The sequence below is a fragment of the Variovorax sp. AC103 genome (assembly GCF_979254005.1).
Map to the genome: position 1 here is coordinate 73,959 of NZ_CEEDFC010000006.1, position 23,766 is coordinate 97,724.

A 23,766-nucleotide genomic window follows, 5' to 3' on the forward strand; every position below is an offset into this window, starting at 1 on the left:
CCGATGCTGTCCGCGCATGCGGCACCACCGTCCGCGCCCAAGGCCGCGGCCTGCCCCTCGCCGGTGCCCGACGCCGCGCGCTGCTACACCGGAGACGACGGCACGGGCGCCCTGTACTGGATCGCCATTCCGAAGGACTGGGCCAACGACGGCAAGGGCGTGCTCGTCATGCACGCCCACGGCGGCCCCGAGACCGGGCCGCCCAAGCTGGCGCGCAGCGAGGAGGACCTCAAGCGCTGGGCCGTCACCGTGAAGGCCGGCTACGCCTGGGCCGGCTCCACCTACCGGCGCGGCGGCTACGGCGTGACCATGGCGGCCGAAGACACCGAGCGCCTGCGCCGGGTCTTCGTGCGCTACTTCGGCCAGCCGCGCCGCACGCTGCTGCACGGCCAGAGCTACGGCGGCGGCGTGGCCGCGAAGGCGGCCGAACTGTATGCGCCCGCCGGCGATGCGAAGAGCCCCTACGACGGCTTGCTGCTCACGAGCGGCGTGATCGGCGGCGGCAACAGCAACTACGACTTCCGCCTCGACCTGCGCGTGGTCTACCAGTACGTCTGCCGCAATCATCCGCGTCCCGACGAGCCGCAGTACCCGTTGTGGATGGGCCTGCCGGCGGATTCGAAGCTCACGCGCGCCGACCTCGCCGAGCGCGTGAAGGAATGCACCGGCGTCGGCCTGCCTGCCGCGCAGCGCACGCCCGAGCAGGCGGCGCACCTGAAGACCATCCTGTCGGTCGTGAAGATCCAGGAGCGCTCGCTGCTCGGCCACCTCACGTGGGCGACCTGGCTGTTCCAGGACCTGGTGCAGAAGCGCCTGGACGGGCGCAACCCCTTCGGCAACATCGGCGTGGTGTACACCGGCTCGGCCGACGATGCGGCGCTGAATGCCGGCGTGGCGCGCTACGCGGCCGACCCGCAGGCCATGGGTGCCCTGGCGGCGGACAGCCAGCCGACCGGCCGCACCGCGCTGCCCACCGTGGGCCTGCATGCCATCGACGACCCGACCGCCTTCGTCGAACTGGAGAACGCGTACCGCCGCATCCGCGACGCGGCCGGCACCGGCAGCCTGCTGGTGCAGAGCTTCAGCAGCGAGCGCGAGCACAGCTACCTGAGCGACTCGGAGTACCCCGCGCTCTTCGCCGCGCTGCTCGACTGGATCGACAAGGGCGAGAAGCCCACGCCCGAAGGCCTGGCGCAACGCTGCAAGGCGCTCGCGGCACGCTACGACACCGACGGCAAGAACGGCTGCCACATCCAGCCCGCGTGGCAACCGCCCACGCTCGAAAGCCGCGTGCCCGCGCGCGCGCCCTGATTTTCTTTTCCACGTTACGGAGACTTCATGAAAAAACTGTTCGCTCTCGCGGCGCTCGCCGCTGCCGCCGTCGCTGCCCACGCACAGGACTTTCCCGGCAGCAAGTCGATCACCATCATCGTGCCCTTCGCGGCCGGTGGCCCGACCGACCGCGTCGCGCGCGACCTGGCCGAGGCGTTGCGCAAGCCGCTGGGTGGCGGCACCGTCATCATCGACAACGTGCCCGGTGCGGGCAGCTCCATCGGCGCGGCCAAGGTGGCGCGTGCCACGCCCGACGGCTATACGCTGCTGCTGAACCACATCGCCATGGCGACCGTGCCGAGCCTGGTGCGCAACGTGCCGTTCAAGGTCGAGACCGATTTCGAGTACCTGGGCATCGTCAACGACGTGCCCATGACGCTCATCGCCAAGCCCAGCATCCCGGCCACCAACTACAAGGAACTGGCGAGCTGGATTGCCGCGAACAAGGGCAAGATCAACATCGGCAACGCGGGCGTGGGCTCGGCCTCGCACCTGTGCGGCCTGCTGTACCAGAGCGCCACCAGGACGGAGATGACGCCCGTGCCCTACAAGGGCACCGCACCCGCCATCACCGACCTGATAGGCGGGCAGATCGACCTGCTGTGCGACCAGACCACCAACACCACGCCGCAGATCCAGGGCGGCAAGGTCAAGGCCTATGCGGTGACCACCCCGCACCGCCTCACGCTGCCGCTGCTGAAAGACCTGCCCACGCTGGACGAAGCGGGCCTGAAGAACTTCCAGGTCACGATCTGGCACGGCCTGTATGCGCCCAAGGGCACGCCGGCGCCGGTGCTGAAGAAGCTGAACGACGCACTGAAGGTGGCGCTGAAGGACCCGGACTTCATTCGCCGCGAAGAACTGCTGGGCGCGGTGGTGGCCACCGACGGGCGCATCGAACCGGCAGGCCACAAGAAGTTCGTGATCGATGAAATCGCGAAATGGACGCCGGTCATCAAGGCGGCCGGCGTGTACGCGGATTGATCGCTACCCGCTATCGGCACCCCGTTGCGCGCGGTGCGGGATCCTTGCGGCGCGATCAAAAGTTCCAAGTTTGAATTGCTCGGAAATTCAGCATTCTTTTCGCGTGTTCACATTTGCTGGGCACAATGCCAGCATGCCAAACATTGCATCGATCCTTAAATCCGAAATTTCACGCGTCGCCCGCAAGGAAGTGCGCGTGGAAATCGAGACCCTCAAGAAGGCATCTGTACAGCACCGCGCGGCCATTGCCGCGTTGCGCCGCCAGGTGAGTGCGTTGGAAAAGGAACTGCGCAGCGTTGCCAAGGGCGCGACGCGCAGCGCGCGCGCCAGCGAAAGCGACGAGGCGGACGAGGGCGGGACCAAGCGGCGCTTCAGCGCGGGCCGGTTGGCCTCGCATCGCACCAAGCTGGGTATTTCCGCTGCGTCTTATGGAAAGCTGGTGGGCGTGTCGGGCCAGACGATCTACCACTGGGAACAGGGCAAGGCACGCCCCCGGGCTGCGCAACTGGAGAGCCTGGCTGCCGTGCGTGGGCTTGGAAAGCACGAAGTGGCCGAGCGGCTCGGCGCCGAATAACGGCACCGAATCAGAGGTTCAGGCAGGCATTGAAGCCTGCCGCGCCTGCTCGAGTTCCGCACGCAGCGCCTCCATCGGCGGCTTGACGGCATCGCTCGCCTGCTCGGCAAACTCCTTCACCGGCGCCCATTTGTGCCCACGCCCGTCGAGCGACAGGTCATAGGCGCGCTGCAGGTGCGCCAGCAGTTTTCTTGAAGATGCCTGCGCCACCAGCAACGCATCGATGGCGCGCGGCATGTCGAAGCGCAGGTGGTCCACCGCCGCCAGCGCCGCCGTCACGCCCTCGAGTTCGAGCGACAGGTGCAGCAGGTCGAGCGCGGTTTCGTCAGGGTGCGACTTGACCTTCTCGGCAACCTTGTAGACCGCGTCGACCAGTTGCAAGGCCCCCTGGTGCAGCGAAAGCCGTGCCGCCGATGCCATGTCCGCATGCCGCTGCGCTTCCAGCCCGCGCTGCCGCTGCACGACCCACAGGCCCAGCCCGACGGCGGCAATCGACCCGAAGGCCTGCGCCCATTCGGCCCAATCCCCGGGCGTGACCGGCGGATAGGCCGCAAAGACGCCGATCAACGCGCCGCAAATGAGCACGGCGGTGCCATACACCGCCACGGTTTCCAACTTTGACTTCATGCCTCTTCCCCTCGGAGGCTGGAAGTATGTCCCGGGGCCGGGCGCTTGAATTGCCCGAACAAAGGGACTTAAGCCGCTCAATGATCGTGATGCAGGTAGCTGGCCTGCTTCGGCAAACGCAGGCTGACGACGAACGCAAGCACCATCATCCCGCTCACGTACCAGAAGAACGCCGATTCGTGGCCCAGCGACTTGAGCCCCAGCGCCACGTACTCCGCCGAGCCGCCGAAGATCGCATTGGCCACCGCGTAGGCCAGCCCCACGCCCAGCGCGCGCACCTCGGGCGGGAACATCTCGGCCTTCACGATGCCGCTGATCGACGTATAGAAGCTCACGATGGCCAGCGCCACGATGATCAGCACGAACGCCACCACCGGGCTGGTCGTGTACTGCAGCGCCGTCAGGATGGGCACCGTGGCCAGCGCGCCCAGGCCGCCGAACAGCAGCATGTTGTTGCGCCGCCCGATGCGGTCCGACAGCGCGCCGAACAAGGGCTGCATGCACATGTAGAAGAAGAGCGCGCCGGTCATCACGTAGCTGGCGGTCTTGATCGGCAGGTGCACCGTGTTCACCAGGTACTTCTGCATGTAGGTGGTGAAGGTGTAGAAGATCAGCGAGCCGCCGGCCGTGTAGCCCAGCACGGTGAGAAATGCGGGCGTGTGGTGCTTGAGCAGGCCCGCCATGCTGCCGGCCTCCTTGTTGGCCTTGGCTTCGGCGCTCTGCGTTTCATGCAGCGTGCGGCGCAGCAGCAGGGCCACCACGGCGGCAATGGCGCCGATGACGAACGGAATGCGCCAGCCCCAGGCCTTGAGTTCAGCCTCGGTCAGCAGCTGTTCGAGCACCACGATGACCAGCACCGCGAGCAGCTGCCCGCCGATCAGCGTGACGTACTGGAACGACGAGAAGAAGCCGCGCTGGCCCTTGAGCGCCACCTCGCTCATGTAGGTGGCGGTGGTGCCGTATTCGCCGCCCACCGACAGGCCCTGGAACAGGCGGCACATCAGCAGCAGGAAGGGCGCCCACGCGCCGATCTGCGCGTAGGTGGGCAGGAACGCGATGACGAGGGAGCCGCCGCACATCATCGTGACGGAGATCAGCATCGAGGTCTTGCGCCCGAGCCGATCGGCCATGCGGCCGAAGAGCCAGCCGCCGATGGGCCGCATGAGAAAGCCCGCGGCGAACACGCCGGCGGTGTTCAGCAGCTGCGCGGTGGGGTCCGACTTGGGGAAGAAGGCCGGCGCGAAGTACAGCGCGGAGAACGCGTACACGTAGAAGTCGAACCACTCGACCAGGTTGCCGGAGGAGGCCGCCATGATCGCGAAGACGCGGTGGCGTTTTTCTTCGGCCGAGTAGTGAGGGGGAGAGGTTTCTGGCGACGAGGCCGCCGGGCCTCCAGAAACAGGCGTGACTGCGCTCATGGTGCCTTCTTGTGCCGTGCAGGCAATGTTGTTGTTGCCAAAACATTCTGCGCCGGCAGCGGGGTGCCGCGTGTCAGCCGCCGCCGCATCGGCCTACCCCCGAAGTGGCCTTCGCGGGCCTGCCAGAGCGGCTGCCGTCAGAACGTGCCCGGCAGCAGGATGCTCGAATCGACCTCGTCGATGTTCGTGCGGCCGCAGAAGGCCATGGTGATGTCCAGCTCCTTGCGAATGATCTCCAGCGCGCGCGTCACGCCTTCCTGCCCGTGCGCGCCCAGCCCGTACAAAAAGCTGCGGCCGATCAGGGTGCCGCGCGCGCCCAGGGCGCGTGCCTTGAGCACGTCCTGCCCGCTGCGGATGCCGCCGTCCATCCACACCTCGATCTCGGTGCCCACCGCGTCGACGATGGCGGGCAGCGCCGCGATGGAGGAGGGCGCGCCGTCGAGCTGCCGGCCGCCGTGGTTCGACACGATGAGCGCATCGGCGCCGCTGGAGGCCGCAAGCCGCGCGTCTTCCACGTCCATCACGCCCTTCAGTATGAGCTTGCCGCCCCAGAGCTTCTTGATCCACTCGACGTCGGCCCAGCTCAGCGCGGGGTCGAACTGCTCGGCGGTCCACGACGACAGCGACGACAGGTCTTTCACGCCCTTGGCGTGGCCCGCGATGTTGCCGAAGGTGCGGCGCTTGGTGCCCAGCATGCCCATGCACCAGCGCGGCTTGGTCGCGAGGTTGATGAGGTTCTTGATCGTCGGCTTGGGCGGCGCGGTGAGGCCGTTCTTGATGTCCTTGTGGCGCTGGCCCAGGATCTGCAGGTCCAGCGTGAGCTGCAGCGCCGTCACGTTGGCGGCGCGGGCGCGCTCGATCAGGCGCTCGATGAAGTCGCGGTCCTTCATGACGTACAGCTGGAACCAGAACGGGTGGCGCCCGGTGTGCTCGGCAATGTCTTCGAGGGAGCAGATGCTCATGGTCGACAGCGTGAACGGAATGCCGAAGGCCTTGGCCGCGCGCGCGCCGAGGATCTCGCCGTCGGCATGCTGCATGCCGGTGAGGCCGGTGGGCGCAATGGCCACGGGCATGGCGGCTTCCTGGCCGACCATGGTGGTGCGCAGCGAGCGGCCTTCCATGTTCACGGCCACGCGCTGGCGCAGCTTGATCTTCTGAAAGTCGCTCTCGTTGGCGCGGTAGGTGCCTTCGGTCCATGCGCCGGAGTCGGCGTAGTCGTAGAACATCTTGGGCACGCGGCGCTTGGCGATCACCCGCAGGTCTTCGATGCTGGTGATCTTGGAAAGGTCGGACACGGGCTGTCTCCTGCGTGGTTGGTTAGTTTATGTAAGCGAACTGAGCATTATCGACAGACCCCATTGGGGAGATCTGAAAGTTTCGGAGAGGCGAACTGAAAAGAATTCAACGGCGATGTGATGTCCGGCAAGGTCAACTTCAGAAGCAAAGCCGCACGCCGTACGCGAAAGAACTGGCAGTCCCGCGCACTTTGCCCGCATCCGACTTGTATTCGTCGGTGATCCTGACAGAGGCCATGCCTAGAATTTCGACGCACAAAAATCAGGGAGAGATCAACAATGCGTTTCATGGAAACGGCGTGTGCTTGCTGCAAATTTCGCTGGCCGCGCCTGGGCGATCGCCCGAGCGCTTGCCGCATTCGGCTCGGCGTACAAGCGTCGGCTTCCGATGGCCGACATCCAGTGTCGCAGGCGATGGCCCAATGACCACGGACCCCGATACCGGCAAACGGCGAATCGCCGCCAGCATGAAATGGGGAATGGTCCTCGCGGCGGCCGCAGTGATATCTCCCGTGATATTTCTTGCTGTCAAGGGGCTGGTGGGCTTGGCTTTAGCGCTGATGGTGGGCCTGGCGATCGTGAATCTGGCGCCTGTGTTGAGCATGAAGTTTGCAAATTGGAAGTTCAGGGCGCTCAAGCACGAAGCCGGCAAAAACCCCATCGAAACATTGCAGAACCAGCAGGCCGAAAAGGAGCGAGACCTGAAGTCGGAGGCCGAGAAGATCAGCCAGTTCGATGCTGCGGTCGAGACCTTCCGCGCCCAGCTCATGGCGGAAGCACAGGAGCAGCCCGAAGCTGCTGCCACCGGCGTGCCCACACTTCGTCAGATGGAGCGACTGCTCGCCTTCAGGCGTCTGAAATACAAACGCGCAGCAGAAGACGTCAAGGCCCGACGCCAGAAGGTCGAGCTTGCACAGTCGCGGTATCGCGTCGCGCTTCTCGCTCAGGAAGTCACCAAGGCGGCTGGCGAAACGCAAGGGACAGTGCTCGACAAGATCCTCGAGGACATCGCGTTCAACGCTGTCGACGAAACAGTGAACCTGAGCATGGCTTCTCTAAGGACGGCCATCATGGTTGAAGAGATACCAATGGACGATATCGATCTGCAACAGATCGATTTCAAGACGCCTGTGATGCTGGATGCCCCCACGGTCAACACCCAGGAATTGATGGTGGCACTTGCGCCGCGCACGGCTGGCGCAGGCAAGAGTGCATTGCAATGACCTTTCGCATCATCGCGTCGCTGCTGCTGGCAACAGTGCTTGCTGTGCTGGTTTATCTGACCGAAGCAGGAAGTGCTTTCACAGATCCCGGCAACACCGCTTCACCTCCGCCGGCCTCTTCGGGCGACGACAAGGTGATGAAGAACCTCAAGATCGACTAAACACTCCGGACACCAAGGAAATGCAGTTGCGCTCCCGAATCCTCGCCCTTGCGGCAGTCGCCATCATGGCCAGCACCATGACGCAAGCCCAGAGCCTGAAGGTCGCCACGGGCGGCCCCAAAGGTACCTACTCGACCATGTTCAAGGAATTGAATAACGCCTGTGCGTCCGATGTGCCGTTGGTCGAGGTCAACAGTTCAGGGTCGAACGACAACATCACGTTGCTGACAGGAAATCAGGTGAACGGCGCGTTCACGCAAACAGACGTGCTTTACTTTCGGGCTCGCACGGAGGAGCTTGGCAATGTCAAGACACTGCTGACGCTCCACCCCGAGGAAGTTCATGTTCTGGCGCGCGCCGACTCCGGTCTGAAGGCCGGCGGCATGCTGGGCGTGGGCGGAAAAGCCGTGGTCTTCAGCGACATCGCGGGTCTCGGCGGTCACAAAGTGGGGGCGGCTGGCGGGGCATTCACCACCGCGCAGGTGATTCGTCTGCAGACCGAGATTCCGTTTCAAGTCGAACAATTCAGTTCCAATGCCGACCTGCTGGCGGCTCTCTCGAACGGACGTGTCCAAGCGGCGCTCATGGTCGGTGGAGCTCCATACGGTGAAGTGGCCAACTTGGGGAACGACTTCAAGCTGCTTTCCATTCCGGAAAGCGTGGCCGCCAAATTGAAAGGCGTGTACCGCGCTGCGCGTCTGAGTTATCCGAAGATGGGTGCGGCGGGCGTTCCCACTGTCGCGACCGATGCCCTTTTCGTCACGCGGGAGTACAAGACGCCCAGGATGGTCGAGAGCCTTGCCAAGTTTCGTGTCTGTGCCCTTCAGGCGATCGAGGGCCTGAAGGAAACAACGGGCACGCATGCAAAGTGGCAGGCAGTCGACGTCAATAACAGAGGCAAGTGGGCCTGGTATGAGTTGCCGCCCGAAGTTGCAAGCTCGACGCAGTCGGCGACGCCTCGCATCTCGGCACAGGGCGGCAAGAAAATCGCCTCCCCGAAGTAGTCCGAATGTCTGTCGTTGCGATTGGCACCACGGAAGTGGGCCGAGCGCAAGCCCAGCGAGGCGGGGTCAGTCCCGCAGCGCTTGCCGCAGCCAGTCCACGAAGGTCGCGCACTCCCAGCGCTCCATCGCGCCCGGGCGCCAGCACAGGAAGTAGGCGTTCGGCGACGGCACGCTGCGCGCCGACAGCCGCACCAGCCGCCCGCTGTCCAGCCAGGCGCTGCCCAGGCGCAGGTGCATCAGCACCACGCCGAAGTCTTCGGCCGCCGCGTCCAGCGCCAGCCCCAGGTCGTTGAACTGGTGGCCCGTGGCCGGCTCGGGCAGGCCCACGCCGCAGGCCTTGAACCAGGTGCGCCACGACTCCAGCGGCGTGCGCAGCAACTGCGCGCGCGACACCTCGGCGTCGGTCGCGAAGCCGTCGAAGGGTCCGTGGCGCTTCAGGTAGGCGGGGCTGCACACCGGGGACACCTCGTCCGCCAGCAACTGGAAAGACTCCCGGTCGTGGAACGGCCCGGTGCCGAAGCGCAGCTCGATGTCGGCCTCTTCCACTGTGGTGTTGCGCACCGGCGCGGTCACCTGCAGCATCAGTTCGATGTTCGGGTACGCATCGCGAAACCGCGCGAGCCGCGGCAGCAGCATCTGGCGCGAGAAGGTGGGCGTGACGGCCACGCGCAGCCGCCGCACCTGCGAGGCGGGTTCGCGCCCGGGCACCTGCTGCAGCGCCGCAATGGCCTCGCGCACGCGCGCCAGGTAGGTCATGCCGTCGGCGCTCAGGCCGAAGTCGCTGCCCGCGAAGAACTTCAGGCCCAGCAGCAGCTCGAGCTGGCGGATGCGGTGGCTCACCGCGCTGGGGGTCACGCTGAGTTCCTCGGCGGCCAGGTTCACGCTGCGCAGCCGTGCGACGGCCTCGAAGGCCTGCAGGCCCTGGGTCGAGGGGAGACGCGTGAAAGCCATCGGTTGCGGGTTGGGGGAGTGAGAGGGGATGTTAGCGAAACGCCGTCGGTTGCCCGTGCCGTGCGGGGCCGCTCACGGCGATGGTCGTGAAGCAGCAGCAACGGCTGCCAGCGCTTCGAGCAGCCGCCGCAGGTCGTCCACGGCCTCGCGCGCCACGGCCGCGTCCCCCATCTGGGCCTTGACGATGGCGCCGTCGACACCGAGCCCTGCCGCCTGTGCCAGCGCCATGCGCGCCGGCAGCCGTGCGGGCAGCAGGCCCGCGATGACTTCGACCATCTCGCGCTTGTGTTCGCGCGCGCGCTGCAAGGCGCCTTCCACGCTGCCGCCCACTTCGGCTGCTGCGTTGATGAAGGCGCAGCCGCGAAAAGCCGGGTCGGCGAACCATTCGGCCATCACGTCGGCCAGCAGCAGCAACGCATCGGCATCGTCCGCGCGCTCGTGCGCGCTGCGCCGGCCCAGCGCATCGACGAACCAGGCCATCCACCGCGTGTGCCGGTGATCGAGGAACTCGCGCACCAGGTCGTCCTTCGAGGAGAAGTGCCGGTAGAAGGTGACCTTGGTGACGCCCGCTGCGGCAATCACGCGGTCGATGCCGGTGGCGCGGATGCCGTCGGCATAGAAGAGGTCGTGCGCGGTGAGCAGGATGCGCTCGCGCGCGGGGAGCGAGGCGATGGTGGAGATGTCCATGCCGCAATTGTAGGCATGTAGACAGGTCTGTCTACGTGTGGCACATTGCGGCGCATCCCCTCTTCACTTCTTCATCGAAAGACGCTCATGGAATCCCGCCCGCCGCTGCCGCCCTTCACCCTCGAATCCGCCACCAGGAAAGTCCAGGCCGCCGAAGATGCCTGGAACACGCGCGACCCGGTGCGCGTGAGCCTGGCCTACACGCCCGACACCGAATGGCGCAACCGCGCCGACTTCGTCAACGGGCGCGAGCAGGTGGTGGAGTTCCTCACGCGCAAGTGGGAGCGCGAGCACGACTACCGGCTGAAGAAGCAGCTGTGGGCCTTCATGGACAACCGTATCGCCGTGCGCTTCGAGTACGAATGGCACGACGCCGCGGGGCAGTGGTTTCGCAGCCATGGCAACGAGAACTGGGAGTTCGCGGAGAACGGGTTGATGCAGCGGCGCTACGCGAGCATCAACGACCAGCCCATCGCAGAGGCAGACCGCAAGTTCCGCTGGGAGCGCTGACCGGTTTGGCTCCTTCCCCCTCTGGGGGAAGGTCGGGATGGGGGCAGGCCTTCGCACAGGCGCAATGCTTTCTCGAAGGCCGCGTGCCCCCACCCCGGTCCTCCCCCAGAGGGGGAGGGAGCAAGACATCGGGCACGGCTGTTGCTTGCTTTTGGTGCATGGAGACGCCCGTACTCGACCCGACCGCCAGCCATCCGCTCTGGCAGCACCAGCTCGGCCTGTTGCTGGAGTCGACGGGCGAGGGCATCTTCGGCATCGACCTCGACGGCCACTGCATGTTCATCAACCGGGCCGGCGCGCAGATGCTGGGCCACGAGGCGCGCGACGTGCTCGGCTCCAACATGCACGAGCTCACGCACCACTCGCACCCCGACGGCTCGCACTATGCCGACACCGACTGCCCCATCTTCAACGCCTTCCGCCGCGGCCTGCCGTGCCGCATCGACACCGAGGTGTTCTGGCGCCGCGACGGCAGCGCCTTCGCGGTCGAGTATTCGAGCCACCCGATCATGGACGGCGCGCAGGTGCGCGGCGCCGTCATCACCTTCGTCGACATCACCGAGCGCCGCCGCCAGGCCGAGGCGCTGCAGCAGGCCAAGGACGAACTCGGCCTGCGCGTGCAGGAGCGCACCCGCGAGCTCAGCGACGCGCTGGTGCAACTGCGCGAACTGTCCGCGTGGCTCGACAAGGTGCGCGAAGACGAGCGCACCCGCATCGCGCGCGAGGTGCACGACGAGCTCGGCAGCCTGCTGGTGGCGCTGAAGATGGACGTCAACTGGATCGGCAAGCGCCTGGGCGAGCAGCAGGAGCGCGCGCCCGACGCGGCGCAGGCCATGCGCGAACAGATGCGCTGCAAGTGCAGCAACATGAGCCAGCTGATCGAGCGCGCGGTCGACAACGTGGGCCGCATCATCACCGACCTGCGCCCCAGCATCCTCGACCACCAGGGCCTGTGGGCCGCGCTCGAGTGGCAGGCGCACGAGTTCGTGCAGACGGCCGAGCTCGCGCTCGACTGGCGCTTCGACGTACCGGCGGGCGTGGAACTGCCCGAGGCCGCGGCCATCGCGGTGTTCCGGATCTTCCAGGAGATGCTGAGCAATGTCGGTCGCCATGCCAGGGCGCGCAGCCTCGGCATCCGCATCGGCGTCGAAGAAGGGCAGCTGAGCCTCAGCGTGCGCGACGACGGCGTCGGGGCGCCGGCGCAGGCCTTCGAGGCCGCCACCTCCTACGGCGTGCTCGGCATGCGGGAGCGGGCGCGCCACTTCGGCGGGCGCATCGACATCGAAAGCCATGTCGGCGAAGGGAGCACCTTCTGCCTGCACCTGCCGCTGGCGGTGGAACGTTGAAATGAGCGACATCCGCGTCCTCATAGGCGACGACCACCGCATCGTGCGCGAGGGCCTCAAGCAGATGCTGGGCGACCTCTCCAACGGCTTGCCCGCCATGGCCGTGCGCGCCGAAGCGCAGACCGGCCCCGAAGTGCTGGAGGCCGTGCAGGCGCTCGGCGGCCCCGAAGGCCTCGACGTGGTGCTGCTCGACATCGCGCTGCCCGAGCGCGACGGGCTCGACGTGCTGCAGGCGCTGCGCAAGCAGTGGCCCACGCTCCCCGTGCTCATGCTCAGCACCTACCCCGAGAAACAGTACGCCGTGCGCTGCATCAAGCTCGGCGCCTCGGGCTACCTGAACAAGAGCGCCGATGCCGACGACATGGTCGGGGCGGTGCGCAAGGTGGCGGCCGGCGGGCTGTATGTGTCGGCGGCCACGGCCGAGGCGCTGGCCACCGCCGTCGGCCGGGGCGCGGGGCAGGGCGCCGAAGTGCTCTCGCACCGCGAGCACCAGGTGTACCGCCTGCTCAGCGCCGGGCACAGCGTGAGCGAAATCGGTGCGCAACTGGGCCTGGCGCCCAACACCGTCAGCACCTACCGTGCACGCATCCTCGAAAAGACCGGCACCAAGAACGACGTCGAACTGGCCCTGTATGCCGAACGCCACGGCAAGCAGGGCGCAGCCGGCTGAAAACCCGGCGCGCATGCCCCGGCTTGTAGTGCCAGCCCTACAAGGCCTCGACATCGGCGGCACGATCTGAAGCCGCAACGCGCCGAACGGCCGGTGCGCGGCAATTCCGGCCCGGCGCTTGCAACGGTGGCTGCATCTTTCCAACGAGGTGCACCACCATGTCCAGCCCGCACGAACCGACCGCCTGCGATCCCTACGATGCCGACCGGCCTCTGAAAATGCGCTGCGCCTGCGGGCGCGTGCATGGTGCGGGCAGCTCGGGCGTGTTGCCGGAAGACAAGCTCGAGGCCAGCCTCATGAAGGCGCTGTTCCCCGTCGACAGCGTGCGCCGCGGCTTCCTGCGGGCCGTGGGCGCCAACACCGCGCGCGCCGCCATCGCCTCGGTGATGCCGCTGGGCGCGCTGCAGGCCATGGCGCAGGAGAAGGCGCCGCTGGAGAAGACGAAGCTGAAGATCGGCTTCATTCCCATCACCTGCGCCACGCCGCTCATCATGGCGCACCCGCTGGGCTTCTATGCCAAGCAGGGCCTCGACGTGGAAGTGGTCAAGACGGCGGGCTGGGCGCTCATTCGCGACAAGATGCTCAACAAGGAGTACGACGCCACGCACTTTCTGTCGCCCATGCCGCTGGCCATCTCGATGGGCGCGGGCTCCAACGCCGTGCCCATGAACGTCGCGACCATCCAGAACACCAACGGCCAGGCCATCACCCTGGCCAACAAGCACAAGGACAAGCGCGACCCGAAGATGTGGAAGGGCCTGAAGTTCGCCGTGCCCTTCGAGTACAGCATGCACAACTTCCTGCTGCGCTACTACGTGGCCGAGGCGGGCCTGAACCCCGACACCGACATCCAGATCCGCGTGGTGCCGCCGCCGGAGATGGTGGCCAACCTGCGCGCCGGCAACATCGACGGCTACCTGGGCCCCGACCCGTTCAACCAGCGCGCCGTGTTCGAGGAAATCGGCTTCATCCACCTGCTCACCAAGGACCTGTGGGACGGCCACCCGTGCTGCGCCTTCGGCACCTCCACCGAGTTCATCGAGAAGAACCCCAACACCTTCGCCGCGCTGGTGCGCTCGGTGCTCACCGCCTCGGCGATGGCGCGCGACCCGAAGAACCGCGAGCTCATTGCCAAGGTGATCGCGCCCGCGCAGTACCTGAACCAGCCGGAGGTCGTGCTCAACCAGGTGCTCACCGGCAAGTTCGCCGACGGCCTGGGCAACATCCGCACCGTGCCCGACCGCGCCGACTTCGACCCCATTCCCTGGCAGTCGATGGCCGTGTGGATGCTCACGCAGATGAAGCGCTGGGGCTACGTGAAGGGCGACATCAACTACAAACAGATCGCCGAAAAGGTGTTCCTGCTCACCGACGCCAGGAAGCGCATGAAGGAGCTCGGCCAGGCCGTGCCCGACGGCGCGTACCCCAAGTTCACCATCATGGGCAAGGTGTTCGATCCGTCCAAGCCCGACGACTACGTCAAGAGCTTCGCCATCGCGAAGATGGCCTGAGCCATGCCGAAGAAAGCCATCACCTTCAAGGCGGCGCTGGTGTCGCTGCTGATGTTCCTGCTGCTGCTTGGCGTGTGGCAGCTGGCGACCATGCCCGGCGCCGATGTCTCTGCGGCGGCCGGCATGACCGCCGAGCAGATCGAATACCAGAAGATGCTGGGCAAGGACCCGACGCAAGGCCAGGTGAAGAGTTCGGGCTTTCCCACACCCGCCGAGATGGGCGCCACCGCATGGGCGCACCTGTCGAACCCGTTCTACGACAACGGGCCCAACGACAAGGGCATCGCCATCCAGCTGGCCTACTCGCTGGCGCGCGTGGGGCTGGGCTTTGCGCTGGCCTGCCTGGTGGCGGTGCCGCTGGGCTTTGTCATCGGCATGTCGCCGCTGCTGCACAAGGCCTTCGATCCGTTCATCCAGGTGCTCAAGCCCATCTCGCCGCTGGCGTGGATGCCGCTGGCGCTCTACACCATCAAGGATTCGTCGGCCAGCGGCATCTTCGTGATCTTCATCTGCTCGGTGTGGCCGATGCTGCTGAACACCGCCTTCGGCGTGGCCTCGGTCAAGCGCGAATGGCTCAACGTGGCCAGCACGCTCGAAGTCAGGCCGCTGCGCCGGGCGCTGCGCGTGATCCTGCCGGCGGCGGCGCCCACCATCCTCACCGGCATGCGCATCAGCATGAGCATTGCGTGGCTGGTCATCGTGGCGGCCGAGATGCTGGTGGGCGGCACGGGCATCGGCTACTTCGTGTGGAACGAGTGGAACAACCTCTCGCTCACCAACGTGATCTTCGCCATCCTGCTGATCGGCGTCGTGGGCATGCTGCTCGACCAGGCCTTTGCCGGCCTGCAGCGCAAGGTGACCTATGTGGAGTGACCGCGTCCATCTTCCCAACCCGGGCGTTGCCATGACCTCACTCGTGCCTCCCACGCCGCTGGACGTTGCGGGCCTGCGCGGCTTCCTGCGCATCGAGGGCTTGGCCAAGGCCTTCGTGCCCGCGCGGCCGGTGTTCGCCGACGTGTCGTTCACCATCGACCGCGGCGAGTTCGTCTGCATCATCGGCCACTCGGGCTGCGGCAAGACCACCATCCTGAACGTGCTGGCGGGCCTGGACCAGGCCAGCGTGGGCCATGTCTTCATGGACGGGCGCGAGGTGGCCGGCCCCAGCCTGGAACGCGGCGTGGTATTTCAAAGCCATGCGCTCATGCCCTGGCTCACCGTGCGCAGGAACATCGCCTTTGCGGTGGTCTCGCGCTGGCCCGGGTGGTCGGCCGCGCAGGTCGATGCGCAGGTGGAACGCTTCGTGGCCATGGTGGGCCTGCAGGGCGCCATCGACAAGAAACCCTCGCAGCTCTCGGGTGGCATGAAGCAGCGCGTGGGCATTGCGCGCGCCTTTGCCATCCAGCCCAAGATGCTGCTGCTCGACGAGCCCTTCGGCGCGCTCGATGCGCTCACGCGCGGCACCATCCAGGACGAGCTCATGGCCATCGTGCGCCAGACGCAGCAGACCGTCTTCATGATCACGCACGACGTGGACGAGGCCATCCTGCTGGCCGACCGCATCCTGCTGATGACCAACGGCGCCGAGCAGCCCGGCGGCGGCTACCGCGCCGGCAACATCGTCGAGACCGTGGTCAACCCGCTACCGCGCGAACGCACGCGCGCGTCGCTGCACCACCTGGACGGCTACTACGCGCTGCGCAACCACATCGTCGATTTCCTCGTCACGCGCGCGAAGGCGTCGTGACTTCCGCGTTCTCTTTCCATCTTTCAATTCCATCAGGAGCAAACCCGCATGAACCGCAACGACGTCACCGAGAAGATCATCACCGTCAAGGTGAGCAAGGGCATCCAGTGGGCCGACGTGGCCAAGAAGGTCGGCCTTTCGAAGGAGTGGACCACTGCCGCCTGCCTCGGCCAGATGACGCTCGACGACAAGCAGGCCAAGGTCATCGGCAAGATCTTCGGCCTCACGGTCGAAGAGCAGAAGTGGCTGCAAGTGGTGCCCTACAAGGGCTCGCTGCCCACGCCGGTGCCGACCGACCCGCTCATCTACCGCTGGTACGAGGTGGTGAGCGTGTACGGCACCACCATCAAGGAACTGATCCACGAAGAGTTCGGCGACGGCATCATGAGCGCCATCGACTTCAGCATGGACATCCAGCGCCAGGCCGACCCCAAGGGCGACCGCGTCAACGTGGTGCTGTCGGGCAAGTTCCTGCCCTACAAGACCTACTGAACGTACTCGGCCGGATGCGGCCGGTGCCTGGCCGGCGGGCGCATCGTGCCGGCCGTGATGCCGTAGCCCTCGATGGCCCCGGCAATCGACCGGGCCACCGCATCCACCGGCACCGCGATGCGCCGGTTGGTGCGCATGCGCTCGCGGCAATAGCTGGCCGCGATGCGCTCGGCCAGCGGATCGCTCGGGCCGTTCACGTCGGGGCTGACCACCGTCACGTGCAGGCGGCCCGCATGCTCCTGGCGCAGCCCCTCGGAGATGGCGTTCACCGCGTACTGCGTGCCGTGGTACACGGCCGAGCTGGGCGACACGCCCTGCATCGCCACCGGCGCCACGTTCACGATGTGGCCCCAGCCCTGCTCCTGCATCGCCGGCAGCACGGCCGCGATGCCCAGCAGCACGCCGCGCAGGTTCACGTCGATCATGAGTTCCCACTCCTCGATCTTGCGGTTCCACAGCGGCGACATCGGCATCACGCCCGCGGCGTTCACCAGCACGTCGATCTGCTCGTGCGTCTCGAGGGCGAACTCGGCAAAGGCCTCCATGTCGGGCCGGTGCGTCACGTCGAGCCGCTGGAAGCTCGCGGTGCCGCCCGTGGCCTCGATTTCGGCCACGAGTGCCGCCAGGCGCTCGGTGCGCCGCGCACCGAGCACCACCTTGGCGCCGCGCCGGGCCAGCAGCCGCGCGGTCGCTTCGCCGATGCCGCTGCTCGCGCCGGTGATGAGTACGACTTTTTCCTGGATTGCGCTCATTTGAAAACTCCTCGTGCGGGTCGGTTGCAGTAGGGTCCACGCAGAAGAGGGTGAACCGGGCATGGAAAGAAGTGTCTCGCGGCAGGGGCCGGAGGCGGTATCCGAATCGAACTCGGTTTTTGCCTGATCCTGCAAAACACGAAGCGAGCCGGTCGCACCGATCGGGCGGGTGGTCACCCTTTCGTGTGCATTTCTTGCCCGATTCACCAGCGGCAGCTTCAGGTTGAGCCAGCTCCGAAAATCGAAGATGCTCTGTCGATGGCCGAAACCCCAGCAACACCCCAGCGCCCTCGGATCTACCTGGCGGGCCCCGATGTCTTCCGCCCCGATGCCAGGGACCACTTCGTGCGGCTCGCCGCTGCTTGCGACGCGCTCGGCCTCGCTGCGCTGCTGCCGGCCGACGGCAACGAAGGCTTGACCACCGAAGCACCGGAAAAGCAGATCTGCGTCGCCAACATGCAGCGCCTTCGCGGCGCCGACGGCGTCGTCGCCAACCTCGCATGCTTCCGGGGCCTGGAGCCCGACTCGGGCACGGTGTTCGAGGTGGGCGCGGCGGTGGCGCTGGGGATTCCCGTCGTGGCCTACGGCGTGCCCGAAGGCAGCTATGCAGAGCGCGCGCAGGCCGCATTGCCGTGCGAGAAAGACGCCAGCGGCGTGCTGCGCGAAAGCGCCACCGGCATTGCCGTCGAAGACTTCGGCCAGCAACTGAACCTCATGCTGGCCTGCTCGATCCACATCGAGCCGACGCCGGAGGCGGCCCTGCGCAGGATGGCCGACGTGCTCGCGGCCGGTCGCGCGTCTAAAGCTGGAAACCCCTGATGCCCGCCCCGGCCGCCACCGCCTAGGATGGCGGTCCCCCTTTTTCAACCGGACCACTGGAGCACGCATGCCAATCACCGAGACGCACTTCGACCTGACCGCCAACGACGGCGTCACGGTGGAGGCCCATCGCTGGCAGGGCGCAACGCAGCGCGCCGTCATCCAGCTGGCGCACGGCATGGGCGAGCATTCGCTGCGCTATCGGCACCTGGCGCATGCGCTGGTGGAGGCCGGCTACGTCGTCTATTCGAACGAGCACCGCGGCCACGGCCAGGGCGCCTCGGCGCGCGGCGAACTGGGCGAGTTCGGTCCGCGCGGGTTCGCCGGGCTGGTCGACGACATGGCGCTGCTCAGCCGCCATGTGCGCGGCGTGCATCCGGGCCTGCCGCTGGTCCTGCTCGGCCACAGCATGGGCTCGTTCGCCACGCAGTACTACCTGGTCAGGCACAGCGAACTGCTGTCGGGCGCGGTGCTCTCCGGCACCACGGCGCTCGACCTGCTGGGCGCCGCGCTGCAGTCAGGTTTCAAGCTGGAAGACATGAACGCCGCATTGCCCGATGTGCGCACGCCCTTCGACTGGCTCAGCCGCGACCCGGCGCAGGTCGACGCGTACATCGCCGATCCGCTGTGCGGTTTCACCGTGTCGGCCGAGGGCATGGGCTCGATGTTCGCGAACCTGGCCGACCTGGCACCCGAGGCGATGCGCCGGCACATCCGCCCCGAGCTGCCGCTGTACCTGTTCGTGGGCGACGAGGACCCGGTCAGCAACAAGGCCGAATGGTTCTATCCGCTGGTGCAGCGCTACCGCGCGGCCGGGCTGCGCGACGTGTCGTGCCACGTGTTCGGCGGCGCGCGCCACGAGACGCTGAACGAGACCAACCGCGAAGAGGTCGAGGCGGTGCTGCTGGCCTGGATTGCGCGGGTGGTCGGCGAGCCGCGCTGAGCGCGCCGCAGCTGCCTACGCCGCCTTGCCCGAGGAGGCCCTGAACTCCTGCGGCGACATGCCGTACGCCCTGCGAAACGCGCGCGTGAAGTCCGACGGGCTCTTGAACCCGACGCCGTAGGCCACGTCGGTCACCATCAGGTGCGGGTAGCGCACCAGGTCGTCGGCCGCATGACGCAGCCGCAGGTGGCGGATGTACGCGCCCAGTCCGCCTTCGTGCTGGAACATGCGGTACAGCGTGGGGCGCGGCAGGTGCAGCGTGGCCAGCACCTGCTCCGGGGAGAGCTCACTGCGGTGCAGGTTGGCCTGGACATAGCGGCGCACCTGGCCGAACATGGCCGCGCGTGCGGCGGCGCGCGCACCGCCGCTCAGGCGTGCCTCCTTGCCGAAGCCGGCCAGCAGCAGTTGTGCGCTCGCACGCACGGCGCTTTGTGCCACGGGCGCGCTCATGTGGGCGATGTCGCGGCCCAGCGCCTCGACCTGCGCCAGGGCCAGCCGCGCAAGGGGGGTGTCGATGGACATCGCCCGGCAGTGAAGGGCCTCGGGGTCGGGAAAGACCTCTTCCACCAGCGTGCCGGGCACGAAGAAGGTCAGCACGCGGCAGGTGTTGCGCTGCATGCGCACCGGCTGGCCCATGTCCAGCGCCAGCACCTTGGCCGACTGCGGGGCGGTCCTGGGCTGCGCCGACGAGCGCACGCTCACGCCTTCGACGTCGCCCTCCAGGAACACATGCAGGGCGTAGTTGCGCACGTTGTCGGTGGAGATGCGTGCCAGCGAGCGTTCGAGCTGCATGGCGTCGGAACGGCAGTCGGTGAAGGCGATGTCGCCGATGTCGTAGCGGTCGATGGCCGCGTGAAACGGCCGGCCGATGCCGCCCGCCGCGGGCTGCACGTCGATGACATGCCCCACGCGCTCCCGCCATGCCTGGAACTGGCGCGCTGGCGGCTCTTCCAGCACATTGAAATGACTGTGGGAAAGGCCGTTCTGCAGGGAGGAACGGACGCCGGGTGCGAGGTGACGCAGGCCCATCACAGGTGCTTGGAAAACGAGGGGTAGCCCGTTGAAAAAACCCGGAAATAAGGAAAAGGTGCCAACAAATGCTGCAAAACCGGCGAATTCTCCAAAAACTGAGACGCACGGTCAAGCCCGCAGGCCGCAAACCTGCAATCTCGGCGTGGACGTGGTTGCAAGGCCTCGCCCGCGCAGCCCGGCCCGCTGGGCCGCGCGCTCCCCCTCTCTTGCCGAGCGAATGAAGGTGTCCATGTCCGTCGGAAAAATCAAGCGGGTTGCAGTGCAGCGGGACAGCGGCGACGGCGCCGGCATGTCCAGGCGCAACAGCCACGAGCCCTTGCTGCGCACGCTCGACGACGATGTGCAGCGGGTCGATTCGGCCGTGGCCGCCACCGCCGTAGGCCTGCTGTTCTCCGAGGTGAACGAGGTGGAGCTGGCTTTCCTGATGCGGCTGATCGCCGAGGGCGACACGGCCACCGCGTCGCGGATCGCGCAGCGCATCGTGGCAGGGAAGCCGTCCGTTGCGGCACCCGGGCAGCCGAAGGCGGCCTCGATGCCGCTGCAGCCGAAGGCGCGTGCGCAGCCGCTCGTTGCACAGCCGGTTGCGCTGCCCGTGAAGGCAAGGCGCCCGCGCGCCGCGCAGCCACCGGGGCCGGACCGTCAGGCCAGCAGGTTGTCCCCGCGCGAACTCAGCGTGCTGCGAATGATTTCGCAGGGGTTGAGCAATCGGCAGATTGCCGAGGCGAGCTACCGCTCCACGCACACCGTGGATGCACAGGTCAAGAACATCTACCGCAAGCTGGACGTGAAGTCGCGCGCGCAGGCGGTGCGCGACGCCATGCAGAACGGCCTGCTCAATCCCCAAGCCGGCGCATAGCCACCCGCTATTTCCTGCAGTCGCCGCCGGCGGACACGGTGCCGTCCTTGCATTCGGTGAGGATGGGCGCGCCCGAAGAGGCTGCGGGTGCCGCGGGCTTCGTGCCGCGGTCGGGCCCGGCGTCTTTCTCGTAGACGATCTTCCTGCTGCCCAGCTCGCAGCTGCCCACCACCTGCCCGCTGGCCGATGCGTTGGCATCGACCACGGTGACGGTGAAGCGGGCCACGCCCGCGGCGGCGATCTTCGACTCGATCTGTGTGCGCAGGGCGTCGCAGCTTTCGGCGCCGTGCGCCGCATGGGCCGCGCCGGCAAGGGCCAGCGCGGTGGGGAGCAACCAGTGTTTCATGGGGGGCCTGCCTTGCACAGCGTGGGAGGGGGAAACAGTCTAGTCCCACGCCCGTGCGCTGTGCATCCCCTGTTGGAAGGGGCGCAGGAAAGGCATGGGGCTTGCCCCCATGCCTTGGCCGGCCTCAGGCCTGCGCCGCCGCCAGCGTCGCGTTGAGCGTTGCGCTCGGACGCATCACGGCGGTGAACTTCTCGGGGTCGGCCAGGTAGTAGCCGCCGATGTCGACAGGCTTGCCCTGCACGGCGGCGAGTTCGTCGACGATCTTCTTCTCGTTGGCGGTCAGCGTCTCGGCCAGCTTCTTGAACTTGGCTTGCAGTTCCTTGTCGTCGGTCTGCGCGGCCAGCTCCTGTGCCCAGTACATGGCCAGGTAGAACTGGCTGCCGCGGTTGTCCAACTGACCGGTCTTGGGGGACGGGTTCTTGTTGTTGTCCAGCAGCTTGCCGGTGGCGGTGTCCAGCGTCTTGGCCAGGATCTTGGCCTGCGCGTTGCCCGTCTTCAGGCCCAGGTCTTCCAGGCTCACGGCCAGCGCCAGGAATTCACCGAGCGAGTCCCAGCGCAGGTGGTTTTCTTCCACCAGCTGCTGCACGTGCTTGGGGGCCGAGCCGCCCGCGCCGGTCTCGTACAGGCCGCCGCCGGCCATCAGGGGCACGATGGACAGCATCTTGGCCGAGGTGCCCAGTTCCATGATGGGGAACAGGTCGGTCAGGTAGTCGCGCAGGATGTTGCCGGTGGCGCTGATGGTGTCCAGGCCGCGCACGACGCGCTCCAGCGTGTAGCGCATGGCGCGCACCTGGCTCATGATCTGGATGTCCAGGCCCGAGGTGTTGTGCTCGTGCAGGTACATCTTGACCTTGGTGATCAGCTGGGCCTCGTGCGGGCGGTAGGCGTCGAGCCAGAACACCACCGGCATGCCGGAGTTGCGCGCGCGCGTGACGGCCAGCTTCACCCAGTCGCGGATCGCGGCGTCCTTGACCTGGCACATGCGCCAGATGTCGCCCTGCTCCACGTCTTCGCTCAACAGCACTTCGCCGGTGTCCAGGTCGGTGATGTTGGCGACGCCGTCTTCCGGAATCTCGAAGGTCTTGTCGTGCGAGCCGTATTCCTCGGCCTTCTGCGCCATGAGGCCCACGTTGGGCACCGTGCCCATGGTCTTGGGGTCGAAGGCGCCGTGCCACTTGCAGAAGTTGATGATCTCCTGGTAGATGCGGGCGAAGGTCGATTCGGGCATCACGGCCTTGACGTCCTTCAGGCGGCCGTCGGCGCCCCACATCTTGCCGCCGTTGCGGATCATGGCGGGCATGGAGGCGTCCACGATGACGTCGTTGGGCGAATGGAAGTTGGTGATGCCCTTGGCCGAGTCGACCATGGCCAGTTCGGGGCGGCCTTCATGGCAGGCGTGCAGGTCGCGCTTGATCTCGTCCTGGGTGCTCTGGGGCAGCGTGGCGATCTTGGTGTACAGATCGACCATGCCGTTGTTGACATTGATGCCCAGCTCGTCGAACAGCTTGCCGTGCTTCTCGAAGGCTTCCTTGTAGAAGATCTTCACGCAGTGGCCGAACACGATGGGGTGCGAGACCTTCATCATGGTGGCCTTGACGTGCAGCGAGAACATGACGCCGGTCTTGTGCGCGTCCTCGATCTCCTTTTCATAGAAGGCCAGCAGCGCCTTCTTGCTCATGAACATGGAGTCGATGACTTCGCGGTCCAGCAGTGCCACCTTGGACTTGAGCACGACGGTCTTGCCGCTCTTGGTGATCAGCTCCATCTTGACGTTGCGCGCGCGGTCCAGGGTCATGGACTTTTCGCCGTGATAGAAGTCGCCGCCGTGCATGTGCGAGACGTGCGAGCGCGAGGCCTGGCTCCACTCGGCCATGCTGTGCGGGTTCTTGCGGGCGTATTCCTTCACCGCCTTGGGTGCGCGGCGGTCGGAGTTGCCCTCGCGCAGCACCGGGTTCACCGCGCTGCCGGTGCACTTGTTGTAGCGCGCGCGGATGTCCTTGTCCTCGTCGGTGGTCGGGTTCTCGGGGTAGTCGGGGATCTTGTAGCCCTTGTCCTGCAGTTCCTTGATCGCCGCCTTGAGCTGGGACACCGAAGCGCTGATGTTGGGCAGCTTGATGATGTTGGCGTTGGCCTGGAGCGTGAGCTTGCCGAGTTCGGAGAGGTTGTCGGGCACCTTCTGCGCGTCGCTCAGGAATTCGGGGAACTCGCCCAGGATGCGGGCGGCCACGGAGATATCGCTCGTGGTGACGTTGATGCCGGCCGGTTGGGTGAAGGCGCGGATGATGGGCAGAAACGCGTAGGTCGCCAGCAGGGGCGCCTCGTCGGTGAGGGTGTAGACGATGGTGGGTTGCTTCGAGCTCATGCGCTGGCTTCCGTAAAACTTGAGTTGTCGGGTTGGCTGGAACTTCTGGCGGAATCGCACCGCCGGAATCGCCGATTGTCACCCGTCGGCGGCCGGTTCGGTCCGCCAAGGGGCCTAACACCCCCAT

Annotated in this window: 25 protein-coding genes; 16 read left to right on the forward strand and 9 right to left on the reverse strand. The window is 66.6% G+C overall.

From position 1 onward, the window contains the following. The first annotated feature begins 3 nt into the window (after positions 1 to 3). The 3 genes from AC0IYU_RS10815 (at position 4) to AC0IYU_RS10825 (ending at position 2,890) form a co-directional block, all read left to right on the forward strand. Positions 4 to 1,311 (forward strand): alpha/beta hydrolase family protein, encoded by a 1,308-nt coding sequence (locus AC0IYU_RS10815; protein WP_472116852.1) that lies wholly within the window; start codon positions 4 to 6, stop codon positions 1,309 to 1,311. Between the two features lie 27 nt (positions 1,312 to 1,338). Beyond that, positions 1,339 to 2,316: a tripartite tricarboxylate transporter substrate-binding protein gene (locus AC0IYU_RS10820; protein WP_472116325.1), complete on the forward strand. Its 978-nt coding sequence runs from the start codon at positions 1,339 to 1,341 to the stop codon at positions 2,314 to 2,316. A 133-nt stretch (positions 2,317 to 2,449) separates the two neighbouring features. After that, complete coding sequence (locus tag AC0IYU_RS10825) at positions 2,450 to 2,890, forward strand: helix-turn-helix domain-containing protein (RefSeq protein ID WP_435482971.1); 441 nt, start codon at positions 2,450 to 2,452, stop codon at positions 2,888 to 2,890. Positions 2,891 to 2,908: 18 nt separating this feature from the next. On the opposite strand, the gene AC0IYU_RS10830 is transcribed toward AC0IYU_RS10825, so the two are convergent. From AC0IYU_RS10830 to AC0IYU_RS10840, 3 genes are all read right to left on the reverse strand, one after another. Next, entirely contained in the window at positions 2,909 to 3,517 is a 609-nt protein-coding gene (locus tag AC0IYU_RS10830) for a hypothetical protein (protein ID WP_472116329.1), read from the reverse strand. 77 nt (positions 3,518 to 3,594) lie between these two features. Then, the gene (locus AC0IYU_RS10835; RefSeq protein ID WP_472116331.1) at positions 3,595 to 4,935 is read right to left on the reverse strand and encodes an MFS family transporter; all 1,341 of its coding nucleotides are present in this window, start codon (positions 4,933 to 4,935) and stop codon (positions 3,595 to 3,597) included. Between the two features lie 137 nt (positions 4,936 to 5,072). Beyond that, a complete protein-coding gene (locus AC0IYU_RS10840; RefSeq protein WP_435435170.1) occupies positions 5,073 to 6,230 on the reverse strand; it encodes an alpha-hydroxy acid oxidase in 1,158 nt (385 codons plus the stop codon). Between the two features lie 422 nt (positions 6,231 to 6,652). On the opposite strand from AC0IYU_RS10840, the gene AC0IYU_RS10845 reads away from it, so the two are divergent. The 3 genes from AC0IYU_RS10845 to AC0IYU_RS10855 are packed head-to-tail and all read left to right on the forward strand — an operon-like array spanning position 6,653 to position 8,618. Continuing rightward, entirely contained in the window at positions 6,653 to 7,453 is an 801-nt protein-coding gene (locus tag AC0IYU_RS10845; RefSeq protein WP_472116335.1) for a hypothetical protein, read from the forward strand. Further along, positions 7,450 to 7,614 carry a hypothetical protein gene (locus AC0IYU_RS10850; RefSeq protein ID WP_472116337.1) on the forward strand — a complete coding sequence of 55 codons (165 nt, stop codon included), beginning with the start codon at positions 7,450 to 7,452 and terminating at the stop codon, positions 7,612 to 7,614. Before AC0IYU_RS10845 ends, AC0IYU_RS10850 begins: the two co-directional genes overlap by 4 nt. A gap of 20 nt (positions 7,615 to 7,634) precedes the next feature. Next, positions 7,635 to 8,618, forward strand: coding sequence for a TAXI family TRAP transporter solute-binding subunit (locus AC0IYU_RS10855; protein WP_472116340.1), 984 nt, complete (start codon positions 7,635 to 7,637; stop codon positions 8,616 to 8,618). A gap of 66 nt (positions 8,619 to 8,684) precedes the next feature. Here AC0IYU_RS10855 and AC0IYU_RS10860 read toward each other — a convergent pair whose 3' ends face one another. Further along, positions 8,685 to 9,569, reverse strand: coding sequence for a LysR substrate-binding domain-containing protein (locus tag AC0IYU_RS10860; RefSeq protein ID WP_472116342.1), 885 nt, complete (start codon positions 9,567 to 9,569; stop codon positions 8,685 to 8,687). Positions 9,570 to 9,641: 72 nt separating this feature from the next. Next, complete coding sequence (locus AC0IYU_RS10865) at positions 9,642 to 10,256, reverse strand: TetR/AcrR family transcriptional regulator (RefSeq protein ID WP_472116345.1); 615 nt, start codon at positions 10,254 to 10,256, stop codon at positions 9,642 to 9,644. A gap of 87 nt (positions 10,257 to 10,343) precedes the next feature. Between AC0IYU_RS10865 and AC0IYU_RS10870 the strand changes: the two genes are divergently transcribed. The 7 genes from AC0IYU_RS10870 (at position 10,344) to cynS (ending at position 16,529) form a co-directional block, all read left to right on the forward strand. Next, complete coding sequence (locus tag AC0IYU_RS10870; protein ID WP_472116348.1) at positions 10,344 to 10,766, forward strand: nuclear transport factor 2 family protein; 423 nt, start codon at positions 10,344 to 10,346, stop codon at positions 10,764 to 10,766. Between the two features lie 158 nt (positions 10,767 to 10,924). Continuing rightward, the gene (locus tag AC0IYU_RS10875; RefSeq protein ID WP_472116351.1) at positions 10,925 to 12,112 is read left to right on the forward strand and encodes a sensor histidine kinase; all 1,188 of its coding nucleotides are present in this window, start codon (positions 10,925 to 10,927) and stop codon (positions 12,110 to 12,112) included. A 1-nt stretch (position 12,113) separates the two neighbouring features. Beyond that, positions 12,114 to 12,782 (forward strand): response regulator transcription factor, encoded by a 669-nt coding sequence (locus AC0IYU_RS10880; RefSeq protein ID WP_435482979.1) that lies wholly within the window; start codon positions 12,114 to 12,116, stop codon positions 12,780 to 12,782. 158 nt (positions 12,783 to 12,940) lie between these two features. Beyond that, positions 12,941 to 14,293 carry a CmpA/NrtA family ABC transporter substrate-binding protein gene (locus AC0IYU_RS10885; protein WP_472116354.1) on the forward strand — a complete coding sequence of 451 codons (1,353 nt, stop codon included), beginning with the start codon at positions 12,941 to 12,943 and terminating at the stop codon, positions 14,291 to 14,293. Between the two features lie 3 nt (positions 14,294 to 14,296). Continuing rightward, complete coding sequence (ntrB, locus tag AC0IYU_RS10890) at positions 14,297 to 15,166, forward strand: nitrate ABC transporter permease (protein WP_472116357.1); 870 nt, start codon at positions 14,297 to 14,299, stop codon at positions 15,164 to 15,166. Positions 15,167 to 15,197: 31 nt separating this feature from the next. Beyond that, positions 15,198 to 16,037 carry an ABC transporter ATP-binding protein gene (locus AC0IYU_RS10895; RefSeq protein ID WP_472116360.1) on the forward strand — a complete coding sequence of 280 codons (840 nt, stop codon included), beginning with the start codon at positions 15,198 to 15,200 and terminating at the stop codon, positions 16,035 to 16,037. Positions 16,038 to 16,085: 48 nt separating this feature from the next. Then, positions 16,086 to 16,529, forward strand: coding sequence for a cyanase (gene cynS, locus AC0IYU_RS10900; RefSeq protein WP_047784436.1), 444 nt, complete (start codon positions 16,086 to 16,088; stop codon positions 16,527 to 16,529). On the opposite strand, the gene AC0IYU_RS10905 is transcribed toward cynS, so the two are convergent. Continuing rightward, complete coding sequence (locus tag AC0IYU_RS10905) at positions 16,523 to 17,281, reverse strand: SDR family oxidoreductase (RefSeq protein WP_472116364.1); 759 nt, start codon at positions 17,279 to 17,281, stop codon at positions 16,523 to 16,525. The genes cynS and AC0IYU_RS10905 overlap by 7 nt on opposite strands. A 258-nt stretch (positions 17,282 to 17,539) precedes the next feature. Between AC0IYU_RS10905 and AC0IYU_RS10910 the strand changes: the two genes are divergently transcribed. Together AC0IYU_RS10910 and AC0IYU_RS10915 are read left to right on the forward strand one after the other, a co-directional pair. Continuing rightward, positions 17,540 to 18,100: a nucleoside 2-deoxyribosyltransferase gene (locus AC0IYU_RS10910; protein ID WP_472116367.1), complete on the forward strand. Its 561-nt coding sequence runs from the start codon at positions 17,540 to 17,542 to the stop codon at positions 18,098 to 18,100. A 67-nt stretch (positions 18,101 to 18,167) separates the two neighbouring features. Then, positions 18,168 to 19,043, forward strand: coding sequence for an alpha/beta fold hydrolase (locus tag AC0IYU_RS10915; RefSeq protein ID WP_472116370.1), 876 nt, complete (start codon positions 18,168 to 18,170; stop codon positions 19,041 to 19,043). A 15-nt stretch (positions 19,044 to 19,058) separates the two neighbouring features. Here AC0IYU_RS10915 and AC0IYU_RS10920 read toward each other — a convergent pair whose 3' ends face one another. Further along, a complete protein-coding gene (locus AC0IYU_RS10920) occupies positions 19,059 to 20,072 on the reverse strand; it encodes a helix-turn-helix domain-containing protein (RefSeq protein ID WP_472116373.1) in 1,014 nt (337 codons plus the stop codon). Between the two features lie 232 nt (positions 20,073 to 20,304). Here AC0IYU_RS10920 and AC0IYU_RS10925 point away from each other — a divergent pair, with 232 nt between their 5' ends. Further along, on the forward strand, positions 20,305 to 20,931 hold the full coding sequence (locus AC0IYU_RS10925; RefSeq protein WP_472116376.1) for a helix-turn-helix transcriptional regulator: 627 nt from the start codon (positions 20,305 to 20,307) through the stop codon (positions 20,929 to 20,931). Positions 20,932 to 20,938: 7 nt separating this feature from the next. Here AC0IYU_RS10925 and AC0IYU_RS10930 read toward each other — a convergent pair whose 3' ends face one another. Both AC0IYU_RS10930 and AC0IYU_RS10935 read right to left on the reverse strand, forming a co-directional pair. Further along, entirely contained in the window at positions 20,939 to 21,277 is a 339-nt protein-coding gene (locus AC0IYU_RS10930; protein WP_472116379.1) for a DUF1161 domain-containing protein, read from the reverse strand. Between the two features lie 124 nt (positions 21,278 to 21,401). Continuing rightward, a complete protein-coding gene (locus AC0IYU_RS10935; RefSeq protein ID WP_472116382.1) occupies positions 21,402 to 23,639 on the reverse strand; it encodes an NADP-dependent isocitrate dehydrogenase in 2,238 nt (745 codons plus the stop codon). Positions 23,640 to 23,766 lie beyond the last annotated feature (127 nt).